14 protein-coding genes are annotated in these 15,076 nt (G+C 68.9%); 10 read left to right on the top strand and 4 right to left on the bottom strand.

Annotated elements, in window-relative coordinates:
- Window positions 1-2 precede the first annotated feature (2 nt).
- The 8 genes from AU194_RS07955 (at window position 3) to AU194_RS07920 (ending at window position 8,578) form a co-directional block, all read left to right on the top strand.
- Complete coding sequence (locus AU194_RS07955) at window positions 3-1,562, top strand: virulence factor Mce family protein (protein ID WP_059088703.1); 1,560 nt, start codon at window positions 3-5, stop codon at window positions 1,560-1,562.
- Window positions 1,532-2,197 (top strand): hypothetical protein, encoded by a 666-nt coding sequence (locus AU194_RS07950; RefSeq protein ID WP_059088702.1) that lies wholly within the window; start codon window positions 1,532-1,534, stop codon window positions 2,195-2,197. The genes AU194_RS07955 and AU194_RS07950 overlap by 31 nt, the downstream gene beginning before the upstream one ends.
- Window positions 2,194-3,165 (top strand): RDD family protein, encoded by a 972-nt coding sequence (locus tag AU194_RS07945; RefSeq protein WP_059088701.1) that lies wholly within the window; start codon window positions 2,194-2,196, stop codon window positions 3,163-3,165. The genes AU194_RS07950 and AU194_RS07945 overlap by 4 nt, the downstream gene beginning before the upstream one ends.
- Window positions 3,162-3,713 carry a mammalian cell entry protein gene (locus AU194_RS07940; protein WP_059088700.1) on the top strand — a complete coding sequence of 184 codons (552 nt, stop codon included), beginning with the start codon at window positions 3,162-3,164 and terminating at the stop codon, window positions 3,711-3,713. Before AU194_RS07945 ends, AU194_RS07940 begins: the two co-directional genes overlap by 4 nt.
- Window positions 3,680-4,531 (top strand): hypothetical protein, encoded by an 852-nt coding sequence (locus AU194_RS07935; protein WP_059088699.1) that lies wholly within the window; start codon window positions 3,680-3,682, stop codon window positions 4,529-4,531. Before AU194_RS07940 ends, AU194_RS07935 begins: the two co-directional genes overlap by 34 nt.
- 14 nt (window positions 4,532-4,545) lie before the next feature.
- The gene (locus AU194_RS07930) at window positions 4,546-5,220 is read left to right on the top strand and encodes a YoaK family protein (protein ID WP_059088698.1); all 675 of its coding nucleotides are present in this window, start codon (window positions 4,546-4,548) and stop codon (window positions 5,218-5,220) included.
- Complete coding sequence (locus AU194_RS07925; protein ID WP_059088697.1) at window positions 5,217-5,984, top strand: fructosamine kinase family protein; 768 nt, start codon at window positions 5,217-5,219, stop codon at window positions 5,982-5,984. The genes AU194_RS07930 and AU194_RS07925 overlap by 4 nt, the downstream gene beginning before the upstream one ends.
- Before the next feature lie 341 nt (window positions 5,985-6,325).
- Window positions 6,326-8,578, top strand: a complete 2,253-nt coding sequence (locus AU194_RS07920; RefSeq protein ID WP_231743227.1) for a PE-PPE domain-containing protein — start codon at window positions 6,326-6,328, stop codon at window positions 8,576-8,578.
- A 4-nt stretch (window positions 8,579-8,582) separates the two neighbouring features.
- Here AU194_RS07920 and AU194_RS07915 read toward each other — a convergent pair whose 3' ends face one another.
- A complete protein-coding gene (locus AU194_RS07915) occupies window positions 8,583-10,721 on the bottom strand; it encodes an acyltransferase family protein (RefSeq protein WP_231743226.1) in 2,139 nt (712 codons plus the stop codon).
- Between the two features lie 59 nt (window positions 10,722-10,780).
- On the bottom strand, window positions 10,781-11,860 hold the full coding sequence (locus AU194_RS07910) for a phosphodiester glycosidase family protein (protein WP_197417545.1): 1,080 nt from the start codon (window positions 11,858-11,860) through the stop codon (window positions 10,781-10,783).
- A 200-nt stretch (window positions 11,861-12,060) separates the two neighbouring features.
- Here AU194_RS07910 and AU194_RS07905 point away from each other — a divergent pair, with 200 nt between their 5' ends.
- Complete coding sequence (locus tag AU194_RS07905; protein WP_059088695.1) at window positions 12,061-12,351, top strand: GlsB/YeaQ/YmgE family stress response membrane protein; 291 nt, start codon at window positions 12,061-12,063, stop codon at window positions 12,349-12,351.
- A 58-nt stretch (window positions 12,352-12,409) separates the two neighbouring features.
- Here the strand turns inward: AU194_RS07905 and AU194_RS07900 are convergent, their stop codons facing one another.
- Both AU194_RS07900 and AU194_RS07895 read right to left on the bottom strand, forming a co-directional pair.
- Entirely contained in the window at window positions 12,410-13,693 is a 1,284-nt protein-coding gene (locus AU194_RS07900; RefSeq protein WP_059088694.1) for a sorbosone dehydrogenase family protein, read from the bottom strand.
- Window positions 13,671-14,435, bottom strand: coding sequence for a pirin-like bicupin family protein (locus tag AU194_RS07895; RefSeq protein WP_059088693.1), 765 nt, complete (start codon window positions 14,433-14,435; stop codon window positions 13,671-13,673). Before AU194_RS07895 ends, AU194_RS07900 begins: the two co-directional genes overlap by 23 nt.
- 70 nt (window positions 14,436-14,505) lie before the next feature.
- Between AU194_RS07895 and AU194_RS07890 the strand changes: the two genes are divergently transcribed.
- Entirely contained in the window at window positions 14,506-14,964 is a 459-nt protein-coding gene (locus tag AU194_RS07890; RefSeq protein ID WP_059088692.1) for a MarR family winged helix-turn-helix transcriptional regulator, read from the top strand.
- Window positions 14,965-15,076: the final 112 nt, after the last annotated feature.

Below are 15,076 nucleotides of genomic sequence, written 5' to 3'. Positions count from 1 at the left end.
CGGTGCTGACTCGCTTCATCAAGATCCAGCTGATCATCTTCACGGTGCTGACGGTGATCGCGCTCGCGGTGCTCGGCTGGTATTACCTGCGGGTGCCCAGCCTGGTCGGGATCGGGCAGTACACGCTGCACGCCGAACTGCCGAGGTCGGGCGGCCTCTACTCAACCGCCAACGTCACCTACCGCGGCACGACGATCGGCAAGGTCACCGCGGTCGAGCCCACCGAGCGCGGCGCCAAGGCGACCATGAGCATCGACAACCGGTACAGGATCCCGGTCGATGCGAGCGCCAACGTGCACTCGGTCTCGGCCATCGGTGAGCAGTACCTCGACCTGGTGTCGACCGGCAACCCGGGCCAGTACTTCAGCGACGGGCAGACCATCACCAAGAGCACGGTGCCCAGTGAGGTGGGGCCCGCGCTCGATGCGGCCAACGAGGGGTTGGCGGTGCTGCCGAAGGAGAAGATCGACGCACTGCTGACCGAGACGTCCGAGGCGGTCGGCGGCCTCGGCCCGTCGCTGCAGCGGCTGGTGGATTCGACCACCAACCTCGCGCAGGATTTCCGGGACAACCTGGGGCCGGTCGACGACATCATCGAGAACTCCGCGCCGATCCTGCAGAGCCAGGTCGACTCGGGGGACAACATCGCCCAGTGGTCGCGCAACCTGAACATCCTGGCCGCCCAGTCGGCCGAACAGGACGCCGCGCTGCGCAGCGGGTTGCAGCAGGCCGCGCCGACCGCCGATCAGCTCAACGCGGTGTTCAGCGGGGTGCGCGACTCGCTGCCGCAGACGCTGGCGAACCTGTCGGTCGTCATCGACATGCTCAAGCGGTACAACAAGGGCCTCGAGCAGGCGCTGGTGGTGCTGCCGCAGGGCGCCTCGGTCGCGCAGGCAGGCACGATCTTCGAGGGTGAGGGTCTGCTGCACTTCGGTCTGTCGATCAACCAGCCGCCGCCGTGTCTGACCGGGTTCCTGCCCGCGTCCGAGTGGCGTGCGCCCGCCGACACCAGCATGAAGGAACTTCCGTCGGGCACGTACTGCAAGATCCCGAAGGACTTCCAGGCCAACGTCGTCCGCGGTGCGCGTAACTACCCGTGTGCGGACGTGCCGGGTAAGCGTGCGGCCACCCCGAAGGAGTGTCGCAGCGACGAGCCGTACGTGCCGATGGGCACCAACCCCTGGTACGGCGACCCGAACCAGATCCGGGACTGCCCGGCGGCGGGCGCCCGATGCAACCAGCCGGTGCACCCGGGACGCAACGGCCTGATCCCGGCGCCGACGATCAACAACGGTATGAACCCGCTGCCGGCCGATCAGCTGCCGCCGCCGCCGTCGCCGGTCAGCGATCCGCTCAGCCCGCCCGGGCAGGGCCGCGTCCAGTGCAGTGGACAACAACCCAACCCGTGCGTTTACACTCCGGCACCAGGACCACCGGGCACTGCTGTGTACAACCCATCCAGCGGTGAGGTGGTCGGACCTGACGGCGTCAAGTACAACGTCAGCAACTCGAGCAACCCAGGAGACGACGGATGGAAGGAGATGCTGGCACCCGCCAGCTGAACCCCACCGATGCTGATGAAACGCCGGACCCCTCGGTAGCAGTATCTGAAGACCACAACGACACAACAGAAACCGACGAGACAACCGAAACGCCCGTCGAGGGCAGCCCCGAGGACGGAGACGACGGGCGACGGCCGCCGCGACTGGGCCGAGGGTGGCTGATCGCGATCTGCCTCGTACTCGTGTTGCTCAGCGCGGGCGCAGGCGTCGGCGGGTACCTCGCCTTGAGGTCGAACCAGCAGAGCACCCAGCTCGCGGACAGCGAGGCCCAAGCGGTGGCCGCGGCCCGCGACTGTGTGGCCGCCACCCACGCCCCCGACGCGGCGGCGATGACGGCCAGCCAGGCGAAGATCCTCGAATGCTCGACCGGGGACTTCGGCGTCCAGGCCGGTCTGTACGGCGGATTGCTCGTTGACGCGTACCGCGCCGCGAACGTGCAGGTGCAGGTCTCGGACATGCGGGCGGCCGTCGAGAAGCACAACGACGACGGCTCCATCGACGTGCTGGTCGCGGTCCGGGTGAAGGTGACGAACTCCGAGGCCGCCGACCAAGAGCAGGGCTACCGGCTGCGCGTGCAGATGGCTCCGGCCGACGGGACCTACAAGGTCGCCCGCCTCGACCAGGTCACGTCGTGACGATGGTGGTCGACGCGCCGCCGGAGGCGCCGGACACCGAAACCGCACCGGCAGAACCGCTGGCCCGCTGGCATGTGCGCGCCGGTGCGTTCGCCATCGACGTGCTGCCGGGACTCGCGATCGTCGCGACGACGGCGCCATGGTTCCTGACCGGTCCGCGGATCGGCGGGGTCTGGTGGCTGCTGACGGGGGTGGCCATCGTCGCGCTGCTGGCCGTGATCGTCAACCGGGTGCTGCTGCCCTCGCTGATCGGATGGACGCTGGGCCGTGCACTGTGCGGGATCCGGGTCGTGGGACGCGACGGTGGCGACGCCGGGCTGGGCCGGCTGCTGCTGCGCGAGCTCGCGCACCTGCTGGACACCGCCGCGCTGTTCGTCGGGTGGCTGTGGCCGCTCTGGGACGGGCGGCACCGCACGTTCGCCGATTTACTGGTACGCACCGAGGCGCGGCAGGTGCCGCAGCCCCGGCGGGACATGCGGCGGATCGCCGCGAAGGTGCTGGTCGGCGCCGTGGTAGTGGCGCTGGTGACGGTGGGGATCACCTACCTGGCGGTGTACCGCCAGGAGCAGCAGCTACAGCAGGCCCGCGCGCAGATCGCCGAGCAGGGACCCCGGATCGTCGAGCAGATGCTGAGCTATGGGGTGGACACCATCGATGACGACTTCCGGCGTGCGCAGGATCTGACGACGGACGCCTACCGGCCGCAGTTGCAGGCCCAGCAGGACGTCGCGCGGCAGGCCGAGCCGAGCACCAACGAGTACTGGGCGGTGAGCAGCGCGGTGCTCTCTGCGACGGCCGACGAGGCCGCGATGCTGTTGGCGATGCAGGGGCAGCGCGGCGCCAAGGCCGAGGACCTCAAGTTCATCACCGCGACGGTGCGGGTCGACTTCCGGAAACTCGGCGACAACTGGCGGGTCGACAGCCTGACGGTGCTCAAGGCGCCGGCGATGCAGGGACCGGGTCAATGAGCCCGCGCCGCAGGATCGACGCCGACGAGCGCGACTACTTCGCGGTGACGCCGCGGCCGCCGCGCCGCTGGGGCCTGCCGCTCGTCGCGACGCTGGCGGCGCTGCTGCTGGCCGCGGCGGTGGGCGCGAGCATGTTCATGTTGGTTTCACATGAAACCGACAGGCGCACCGAACTGCGGGAAGCCGCCGCGCTCGACTACGTGCGCAGCTTCATGACGACGTACACCTCGCTGGATCCGTTCCACGCCAACGACTACGCCGATCGCGTACTGGCCCAGGGCACAGGCGAATTCGCGAAGACGTTCAAAGAGAAGATGAACGAGATCGTGATCCAGGTGGCGCGAGCCGAACCGACCCAGGGCGAGGTCGTCGAGGCGGGCGTGGAGCACCGGAACGACAACGGCAGCATCAGCGTGCTGGTGGCCACCACGACCACATCCAAGACACCGGACGGGAAGCAGACGATCGAGAGTGGCAACCGTTGGGTGGCGACCACGACGCAGGAGGGACAGCAGTGGAAGATCAGCCAGCTGATTCAGGTGATCTGACCACGGAGTCCGCCGGGCCGTCGCGGCAGCGGCGCCGGTTCCCGTGGCGTCGGGCGAAGAAGGACGAGCCGCAGCTGGATTCGACGCCGGATACGACGACCGACGAGGTGTCCGAGGTCGAGGAGTCGGCGCCCCGGGTGCCGACGGGTAAGAAGCGCCGCACGACGAAATCCGAGCCGGAGGTCGAAGCCGAGTCCGGCGACTCGGCCGACGCCGAACCGGACGCGGACGCCGACGCTGACGCCGAGCCCGTCGAGACGGAGACCGAACCTGAACCCGAGCCCGTCCTCGTCCCGCACCGTCCGGCGGGCAAGCGGCTGCTGACGGCGGCCGCGGTGGCGTCGGTGGTGTTCGTCGGGGCCAGCGCGTTCGCCGCAGCCATGCTGCAGCCGTATCTCGCCGACCGGGCCGCGGTCGCGACGAAGGTGAACATCGCCCGCACGGCGACCGAGGCGATCACCACGCTGTGGAGCTACACCCCCGAGGACATGGCCACCCTGCCAGACCGGTCATCCCGTTATCTGTCAGGCGAATTCGCCAGCGAGTACCGCCGGTACATCGACGCCATCGTCTCGACCAACGAACAGGCCAAGGTCACCAACACGACGCAGGTGATGGGGACCGCCGTCGAGAACCTCACCCCGACCGAGGCGACCGCGCTGGTCTACACCAACTCCGTGTCGACGAGCCCGGTGAGCAAGAACGTACCCTCGCTGCGGTACCTGTCCTACCGGTTGACGATGGAGCGCGACGGCTCCGACTGGTTGATCACGGGGATGAACGCGGTCACCAAACTGGACCTCACCCCGCAGCTGTAGCGGACGTCCGCGTCATGCCCGTCAGTTCGCCGGTCTCCCACCGGTTGACCGTGACCGCTCTGCTGCTGCTGACGTTCGCAACGGGTCTGGTCGACGCGATCAGTGTCCTGGTGCTCGGGCACGTGTTCGTCGCCAACATGACCGGCAACGTCATCTTCCTGGGGTTCTGGTTCGTTCCCCACTCCGGCGTCGATGTGACCGCGGCGCTGGTCGCATTCGTCAGCTTCGTGCTGGGCGCGGTCGTCGGCGGCCGGCTGGTGCGACATCTCGGCGACCGCCCGAGGCGCTGGCTGACCGTCACGCTGAGCGCCGAAGTGGTGACGCTGAGCGTGTTGGCGGTGTTGGCGGGGACCGGCGTCCTCGACTATCACGATGACCGCAAGCTCGTGCTGATCGCTGGTCTGGCAATCGTTTTCGGCATCCAGAACGCCACCGCGCGGCAGTTCGGCATCCAGGAGCTCAGCACCACGGTGCTCACGCAGACCATCGTCGGGCTCGGTCTCGACAGCAGGCTGGCCGGCGGCGCCGGTGAGCGGGAGAGGTTGCGCTACGGCGTGGTGCTCACCATGTGTGCGGGTGCTGTGGTGGGGGCGACGCTGACTTTGGTGACGGTCGCGCCGGTGATCGGGCTGGCGGCGGCCGTCGTGGCGGCCGCCGGGGCGATCTTCGCGTTCGGCACCGCTCCATGAGCACGTTCGTCAAACGCCATGCGGACGCACCGCCGGGGTTCTTCGCATGCGAGGCGGCGGGACTGCGGTGGCTCGCGGCCGCGGGCGGGGCGGCGTGTGTGCCGGTGATCGGGTGGGACGACACGTCGTTGACCCTCGAACGGCTTGAATCCACACCACCGCAACGGCATTCGGCGTACGACTTCGGCGCAGCGCTCGCCCGAACCCACGAAGCGGGGGCGGAGGCGTTCGGGGCGGGGCCCGACGGCTGGGACGGGCCGGGGTTCTTCGGCCCGCTCGACAACCCGCTGCCGATGTCGCTGCGGGGACACGCCGGCTGGGGTGTGTTCTACGCCGACGAACGGCTCGGACCGATGGGGCAGCGCGCGGAGTCGCGACTGAGTGCACAGGGCCGGGTGGATCTCGCAGAGGTCCGGAACCGTTGCCGCAACGGGCGTTTCGACGACGGCGATGTGCCCGCTCGCCTGCACGGCGACCTGTGGAGCGGCAACCTGATGTGGACCAGAGGCGGCGTCGTCCTCATCGATCCGGCCGCCCACGGCGGGCACCGGGAGACCGACATCGCGATGCTCGCGCTCTTCGGATGCCCGTACTTCGACGAGGTGATTGCCGGCTACGAGTCGGTGCGGCCGTTGCGCGCCGGGTGGCGGGACCGGTTGCCTCTGCACCAGCTCTATCCGCTGCTCGCCCACGTCGTGCTGTTCGGCGGCGGGTACGCCCGCCAGACGGAGTCGGCGTTGCGGGCGGTGCTGAGCAGCGATTAGTGCTTGCGTACGCAATGGCAGCGAACGGCGGCAATGGGCACGGCCGGGATAGCTCAGCGCAGCTGAACTGCATGAATAGACAAAAAGCTCCGGTCGCCGGCGAGCGCGGCGTACCCGCTGGCTAACAATGCGGTACCAGCAAGGCCAGCAACGTGGCGACGCCGGCAGCAGTCCCGCGCGCGCACCGGCGATACCGGCCACCAACAGCGGCAACAATCGAATTTGACGCCGGCGACGCCGAATTCCAGCAATCGCCCATTGAACCTGGTAAGCGATGTTACGGTGCCTGAGACAACGCTGAGAAAGCGGGAGGGCCGGGGTCAATGGGCAAGCATCGCGACGTGTCGCGACGTTCGAAGAAGATTGCTGTGATCGGGGCGGCCACCGTCACCGCGACGGCGCTCACCGCCGGAGTCGGGCCTGCGCCCACGGCGTCGGCGGCCGCGACGAAGGCGAGCGATGCCGTCGACCTGACCGCGGACTTCCGCCTGTTCCCGCCCCTGCACGCCATCCCGGACCTCACCGGCGGGGCCGGTCAGGCGCTCTACGACCTGCGCAACGAGTTCGCCGACGCGCTGTTCCGCTCGGTCTTCGAGAATCTCAACCTCGCGGCGTTCGCGCAGGCGGCCGGAATCGATCCGCAGAGCATCCTCGAGCGGGTGCTGGAGAACCTGCCGCTGGCACTGCTGACCGATCCGATTTTCGTCGACCTGCTCGGGGGCATCACGCTGCCCCTTGCTGCGGCGCTCGGACTGGAGCCCGTCATCAACCAGATCCCGCTGTTGAAGGATCTGCTGACCCAGGGTCTCAACGCGGCCGGTCTCAACACGATCGGGGGTCTGCTCGACATCGTCGGCCTCGACCTCAGCAATCTGGCCAACCTCAGCGCGCTCGGCGAGAGAGTCGGTGTGAACGTCGTGACCTCTGGCGATGTGTTCACACTGCTCAAGGTGCTCGGCACGGACCTCGGCTGGGTGCCGACACTCCCCAATTCGGTGGCCGACGACGTCGACGGGACCGAGTACCTCGGTATCGGGGTGGATGGACTGCTGGACCTGCTCGACACCGGCGTCATCAACGTCCCGGGTCTCCTGACCGAACTCCTCGAACTGCTCAGCCCCCTCAACCTGGACCAGATTCCGGACCTGCTCAAGGTCCGGGTTCCCGTGGTCATCGGTGAGGGCACCGGGGCGTTCGCGGCCGGTATGGCGTACAAGGACATCGTGGCTCAGCTGCCCTACCAGCCCGGAGGAACGGAGTACCAAGGGCCGGAAGCTCCGCCGCTGCTCGGGAGCGTCACCCTCATGCCGATGCTGTTGTTGCAGAATCCGGGTCGCGCCAACGGTGGTTTGTTCGCCCGGTTCTACCCACTGGCAGGCCTGTTCGGTATCGACACCGTGACCCCGGAGACCGAGGTCAGTAACAGCGGGGGGCTCGGGCCGGTCGGCGGTCTGTACCTCGGTGGCGCCACGCTGATCCCCATCAAGGTCGACGTCACCGTTCAGCACGATTGGCTTTCCGATTTCCCGGCGTGGCCGAACCCGGTCTCGCTGCTCAATTCCCTTGCCGCGGCAGCCTTCCCGACGTATACGCTGCGCGGGTTGGACACCGGACTGACCGTCGGGGCGGTGGCGGAGCAGCTGACTCCGCAGATCACCGGTGCGCTCGGCGGGACACTCGGCGGTGATCCACTCGCACTGAACTTCTACGTGACCGTTCCGATCGATGCGCTGCCGCTCCTCGAGCCGACTTACCTCGTCGTGGATGCGATCAACCTGTTCACCGGTTTGAACCTCAACAATCCGATCGGCACCGCGCTCGGGCCGGCGTTGACCAGCCTGGTGAACCTCGGCTACACCGACGTGGTGCGCCAGTGGAACGACGACGGCTACTGGGAGTACGTGCGGACGTTCGACGACACCGATGTCCCGACGGCGTTCGGGTCTTTCCCGGACGTGAACTGGATGAACGTTCCCGGTGACGTTTTCGGCGCATTGGCGGCCGGTGTGCGGCAGGCCGTCGAGGACGGGCTGTTCAGCCGCGACCCCGTGAAGAACGCACTGGCATCACTGTTGAACCTGCTGGGGCTCGACAACGGGCTGCCCGGGGGTATCGGCGATCTCGGGCTCAACGGGGTTGTCGATCAGATTCGCGACACCCTCGACGGCGCGTTGAGCGGGCTGAACCTGACGCGGGTCTCGACGCCTGCGGCCAACTCCGTGCCCGACGAGAGCTCGCGTCGCGTGGCGCTCACGGTGGTCGGTGACGAAACGGCCGACGACGACACCGACGCGGCCGACGCCAAGGAGCTCGAGACCGTCGGGGACGACGACACCGTCGATACCGTGGACGTGCCGGCCGAACAGTCCGGCGACGAGGACGCGACCGACGAGGACGCCACCGACGAGGACGCCACCGATGAGGAGGTGGCAGACGAAGACGCGGCTGCGGAGGCGCCCGAGGACGACCCGTCCGAAGACGAGAAGGCCTCCGAGGAAACGGATTCCGACGACGAGGCGTCTGACGACACGGCAACCGACGATAAGGACGCCGAGAAGTCGGAAGACAGCGGCAAACCCGCCGAGGCGGCCTGACCCGTCAGCCCAGTGCGCTCGCGGTGATCTCACCGATCACCGGGGCGAGCCACCGCGCGTACTCGCCGGTGATGTGGTTGTCGTCGCGGTACACCAGCGTGTTCCCCACAATGACCGGGCAGCGCTGCGCGGTGCAGAACAGGTCGGAGAGGTCGGCGTAGTGGCCGCCTGCGGCCTCCACGGCCGCCGATTCCGCCGCGATACCACCGGCGTTGAGCGCCTCGGGCCGCGCCGGGGAGCACGCCACCACGTCGTCCATATGCCCTGACACGCACGAGGGTACCGTCGTCAACGGATCCGGTGCCGGACCCAGGACGAGGACCGCCGCACCCGTCGACCGCAGTCGCGTCACCAGCCGCCCGAGTCCGTCGACCCAGCTCGGATCGTAGGAGACGAAGCCGAAATCGCCGCCGTAGCGGCGGGACATGTCGACGACGATCAGTTGCGGCCGTTCGCTTTCCAACCGCGCCAGGACATCGCCGCGCCACTGTTCGCATTCGCTGTAGCTGCGGCCGAGGTACGGGCTGGTGATCGCCAGGTCCATCAGAGGGCAGGTCACCTTGCTCATGGTCTCCAGCCGCCAGCCACGCTGCCCGGCAACTTCTTCCAGTGCCGGATGCCACATCGCGGCATGGGAGTCCCCGACCAGCGCCACCCGCACTGCCGACGCCGGATCGCCCGAGACACAGTCGGGTTGCTCGACGTCGCGCCACGACAGCACGCATCCGTTGACGAACACCTCCGGTTTGGCCACCTCGCCCAGCGGCGGCGACAGGTCGACCGGCACTTGCCGCATGTCGGCGGACGCCGCGACCGCGGCCTGCACCTGTTGGCGCGGGGTGGGCACGGCGGCCGGGGCTGAAGGGGTGGCCGCCTCATGCGGCACGGGCGCCGACAGCGCCGCAGGCGTCGCCGCGGCGGGTCCCGCCCCGGTCGGCACCGGCCGCATGAGCAGCAACACCAGCGCCGCGCACACCGCGGCCGCCGTGGCGACGCCGCCGAGCGCGAGGCTGCGCACCGCGGACCCGCGCAGGACCGCGGCGAACCGCGCCGGGTTCTCCACCAGGTGCAACGTGAGGATCGCCAGGCCGAGAGAGATCACCACCATCGCGAGCCGACCGGCCACACCGAGCTCAGCGCCGAAGGCGGCAGGCGCGAGGATCAGCACCGGCCAGTGCCACAGATACCAGGAGTACGACACCCGCCCGATAGCGCGAGGCGCCGGCTTCGACAACAGGCGTCCCACACCGAGATTCGGGATCGCGCAGCCGGCGGCGATCACCAGCGCGGTGCCGGCGACGGGCAGCAGCGCCGCGGTCCCGGGGTACGGGGTGGCCGCGGTCAGCCATGTGCACGCCGCGATGATCAGCGCCAGCCCAGCCCAGCCGACCGCCGCCGCGACGACCGGCGGCAACCGTCGCCACCACCCGGCGCTGAGCGCGAGCAACCCGCCCACCGCCAACTCCCACCCGCGGGCCGGCAGGGAGAAGAACGCCCACGCCGGCCACTGATCCGTCCACGCCGCCGACACGGCATACGATCCCGCGGCCACCGCGGCGAGCACCGCCGCGTACGGCAGCACCGAACGGCCCCTGCCGCCACGGCGGCGGAGCATCCAGGCGGTGCCGACGATCAGTACCGGCCACACCAGGTAGAACTGCTCCTCCACGCCGAGCGACCAATAGTGTTGCAGCGGCGAAGGATCGGTGGTCGCCAGGTAGTCGGTGCCCTCGACGGCGAAGCGGTAGTTCCCGACGTAGAGGGCGCTGGCGATCGCGTCGGCGAGGACCCCGCGCGCCTGCAACGGCGGCAGCAACGACACGGCGGCGATTGCGGTGGCGACGAGTACGACCGCCGCGGCGGGCAGCAGCCGCCGCGCCCTGGCGGCGTAGAACGCACCGAGGCGCAGGCGGCCGCCCGAAGCGACCTCGCGCCACAACAACCCGGTGATGAGGAATCCCGATACGACGAAGAAGACGTCGACGCCGACGAAACCGCCACCAAGGCCAGGAACTCCCGCGTGGTAGAGCACGACGGCCAGCACCGCCACCGCCCGCAATCCCTCGATGTCGGTGCGGAAGGTCCGCGACGGCGCGTCGGAGCGGCCGCCGGCGCTGCGGCGGGGTTTCGAAGATTTGGTCACATCAGTCACTGGAACCCCGATGGTCCCACGTGTCGGGTCGGGAACCCGGTATTGACGTGCTAGTTGAACGCGAGCCAGCTGGGCAGCGCACGCTCGCGGGAGTCGCACAGGACCGCGCGGGTGTCACAGCTGCCGCGCGGCGACCCAGCCCCGCTCCACATGCCCCCGGTGTCGCGGCGCAACACGATCGCCGACGAGCCGCCGCCGTCGAGCAGGATCGCCCGGTCGGCCCCGAGGCCGCGGAACAGATCCTGCATGTTGTCGGGGGTGTAGTTACCGCCCTGGAACACGTACAGCTGATCGTTGGCGGCGTTGTAGCCGATCGCGGTGCGGGCCGCGCTCGGGCCGGGATCGTTGAGCTGTCCGGTCTGCCCCGGGCCCAACAACCCGAGCCCGGCGACCGCGACGAATGCGGCGTTGCGGTCCATCAACGTCTGGATCTCCGTCGAGGCGGCGTCGAAATCCTGTTTGGTCTTCGGCATCACGACATACGGTGCGCCGCCGACCGGCAGGATCATCGTCGCCAGCGCCGTCCAGGTCTCATCGCCGCCGGACAGCCCCTGCTTACCGGCGTAGGCGATGGTGCCGGTGACGGCGGCGTTGGCGCGCCCCTGCCCGCGGGTGTTGTCGACGTAGGCGCCCAGCGGGGAGCTGCATCCGGTTTCGCGCCAGGAGCCGCCCTTCTGGCCGCGCACGTCGAAGAAGTTGGCGTTGATCGCGATGGCCGGCTGGCCCAGTGCCTGCCAGGCCTGCAGCGGGGTGAACGTCTCCGAGGCCTGCCACAGACCCTCGGCGGTGCGGGCTCGCGGATCCCGCTCACAACGCGCCTGGAAGCCCTGATGGGTGTCGACGAGCAACCGCGGATGCAACCGGGAGGCCGCGTTCTTGATCGTCATCAGGTGGCCGCCGTTGTTGAGCGTGTACTCCCGGCCGTCGGCGGCGAGGAACGGCGCGGCGAACTCACCGCCGAAGTTGTAGACGAGGTAGGCGCCCTTGGTGTTGGCGATCGCGCCGAGGAGCAGCGCCTTGGGGTCGGCGGCACGCGCATGTGGTTGGCCCAGGGTGCCCAGCGCGGAACACAGCGCGAACACGGCGACGAGCGCGGTCAGTCGCCGGACTGTGTTTGCTGAGATGGGCACGGTCGCCTTTCGACGGAGGTCACCTGGCCATAACGATATTCACAGTCGTCACTCTGTCAACTTTCGTAACAGCTAGATCGCGGTCTGGCAACGGCACGGTCGCCGTTCGGGAGTCATTGCGGCCGAGAGGCGTGAAGCGCGGGGGAGTGGGTAACCGGGGCTCGGGCGTAAGCGCCCCCTGGAGATCTGAAGGAGCAGAAATGATCGGAACCATCCTCGGCGCACTGATCGTCGGCCTGATCGTCGGCGCGCTGGCGCGGTTGATCATGCCCGGTAAGCAGAACATCGGCGTGATCATGACGATCGTGCTCGGCGCACTCGGTTCGTTCCTCGGCAGCTGGTTGACTTACCAGCTCGGCTACAGCAACTCCAACGGCGGGTTCGAGTTCATCCCGTTCCTCGTCGGCATCATCGTCGCGATCGTGCTGATCGCGATCTACGTCGGCGTCACCGGCAAGCGCGGCTCGCGCCCCGGAACCACCGTCCGCTAAGAAGAACCGCCGCCGAAGGTGGGCCCGCAGCGTTTCGCCGCGGGCCCACTTCGGCGTGTCAGCGGCCGGGCGGGGCCAACCGGTACACCGCGCCGGCGTCGTCGTCGGTGATGTACACCGCCCCATCGGGCCCGGGTACGGCGTCGACGGGGCGGCCCCAGCGGGAGCCGTCGTCGGCCTGGAAGCCGCCGACCAACGTCTGCTGGTTGCCCAGATCCCCGTCGCGCCAGGGATAGAACGACACCTCCGGAGCGCGCGGTGGCTGCGCGTTCCACGATCCGTGGATTCCGACCAGCGCTCCGCGCGCATACGGGTCGGGCAACTGCCCGTCGACGAAATTCAACCCCAGCGGCGCCGAATGCGCACCGAAGCTCTGTTCGACCGGGGGTAGCGCCGCGCAGTCGAGCTCGTCGCCGTCGGGATTGGTTTGCACATCCCGGATGAACGGCAGATCGGCGGGTCCGCCGTCGATGTTGCAGTAGGGCCAACCCAGTTCGCGGCCGGGAGTGAGCTTCGCGAGTTGCTCGGGCGGATGGTCGGCGACGTAGGCGGGGTCGACCTCGCCGGTCGCGGGATCCGCGACGTTGTCGCGGCCGTTGACCGCGGTCCACACCGAACCGTCGGGCGCGACCGCCAGGCCGGTGCCGTTGCGGACGCCCGTCGCGAACGGCTCCGCGGGACCCCCGCCGGGCGGCACGCGCATGATGGTCGCTCGCGGCGGCGTCGCGTCGCGGTCCTCGGCCGAGATGTTGCCCGTCGAACCGATCGAGAAGTACACCGCGCCATCGGGTCCCACCGCGACACTCTTCAATGCGTGCGCGTAGGCGCCGCGCAGGTCGGGGCTCTTGCCGTCGGGTAGCCCGGCGACGACGGTGCGGCGGTTGGTCGCGCGGCCGTCGACGTAGTCGTAGGCGGAGATCTCGTCGCTCTCGGCGACATAGAGCGTGCCCCCGGCGAACGCCATTCCGTGCGGCTGGGTGAGGCCGTCGAGCAGGGGTGTGGATTGTGGGCCGTCGACGGTCACGATCTCGCCGCGGCTGGGCAGCGACACCAGCAGCGCGCCGTCAGGTGCCCACCGCGCAAACCGGGCCTTGGGTACGCGCGCCCACACCGACAGCGTCCAGCCCGCCGGGACCGTCGCCTGGCGCGGCTCGTCGAACGGCGCCGAATCCATGCCCGCAGGCACCTCGACGGTCACCGACTGCAGACCGGCAGGGGACTCTTCGGCTGAAGACCGTGCCGGCGGAGGAGCGGGCGCCTCCTGTGCTGTCGACGAACATCCGGCCAACAGCGTCACTGCGGCGAGCATGCCGAAAACGTTATACGGCAGACAGATTCGCATGCATCTCCCACACGAGGATCTCGGCAGGCGTGACCGCGGTGACCCGTTGCCCGCCGGATGCGGTGAACCGCACGGCGTCGCCTTCGCCCAGCGGCCCCGCGCCTTCGAGCGACACCTCACCGCGCGGGACGAACAGGTGCAGGTACGGCGCGCTCGGCAGCTCCACGGTGTCGCCGGCGTCGAGACGCGCCCCGTGCAGCGCCGCGTACTTGTTGCGGATCGTGATCGCGGTGTCGTCGCGGTGTTCGGGCATCCCCGAGGCGATCGTGACGAACTGACCGCGTAACCGGTCGTCGTCGATCTCGAGTTGCTGGTAGCCGGGGTCGATCCCGGATTCGTCGGGCACGACCCACATCTGGACGAAGTGCACGGGCTCGCGGTGGCTGGCCTGACCGGTCAGCGTCCACGAGTCGTTCTTCTCCGAGTGCAGGATGCCTCGGCCGGCTGACATCCGTTGTGCCAGACCGGGATAGATGACGCCGGAGTTGCCGGTCGAATCCTGGTGCACGAGCGACCCGCGCAGCACCCAGGTGACGATCTCCATGTCACGGTGCGGGTGGGTGTCGAAACCCGATCCTGGCGTGACGGTGTCGTCGTTGTTGACCAGCAGCAGGCCGTGATGGGTGTTGGCGGGGTCGTAGTGGTCGGCGAAGGAGAACGAGTGTTTGGAGTCCAGCCAGGAGATCTGCGTCCTGGGGCGCTCGCCGGAACGCCGGATGTCGATCCGCTCGGCAGTGGTCATGTCATCTCCTCGGGGAACCGTGCGCCAGCGTAGGTGGCACGTCTGGACACGACAACTCGCATGATGTGTCATGTATTCCGTGTGGTTGTCGGCCGATGAGCAACGGGTGTGGCGCGGGTACCTCGCGATGGTGGCCGAGCTGCAGGCGGCGATGAACCGTCAGCTGCAGCGGGACTGCGGCCTGTCGCTCGCCGACTACGAGGTGCTGGTGGCGCTGTCGGAACGGGGTGCGCAGCGGATGTACGAGCTCGGCGAGGCGCTGTCCTGGGAGCAGAGCCGGCTGTCTCACCAACTGCGGCGGATGCGCGACCGCGGGCTGGTGTCCCGCGCGGGCGCGACCGAGGACCGGCGTGGTGCGACCGTCGCGCTCACCGACGCGGGGCGGACGGCGCTGCGGACGGCCGCGCCCGGCCACGCGGCGTTGGTGCGGCAGGTGCTGTTCGACGGGATGTCGGCCGACCAGCGCGCGGCGTTCGGCGAGGTGATCGACGGGGTGCGGGCCCGCCTGGGGGATTTTTCGCCGGAGTAACTCGCCGAGTGTCGGGTCGTGTCACGCCTGTGGATCTTGGGTTCAAGGCGTCTATGCAACAGCGGGTGGATTGAGTGGGTCGCACAGTAGTGCGTCGAGTGTTTCGGCGGGT

The sequence above is a fragment of the Mycobacterium sp. GA-2829 genome, assembly GCF_001499965.1.
GTDB lineage: Bacteria > Actinomycetota > Actinomycetes > Mycobacteriales > Mycobacteriaceae > Mycobacterium.
Note: the sequence above shows the minus strand (reverse complement) of the source record. Positions and strands in the feature narration are given on the sequence as shown.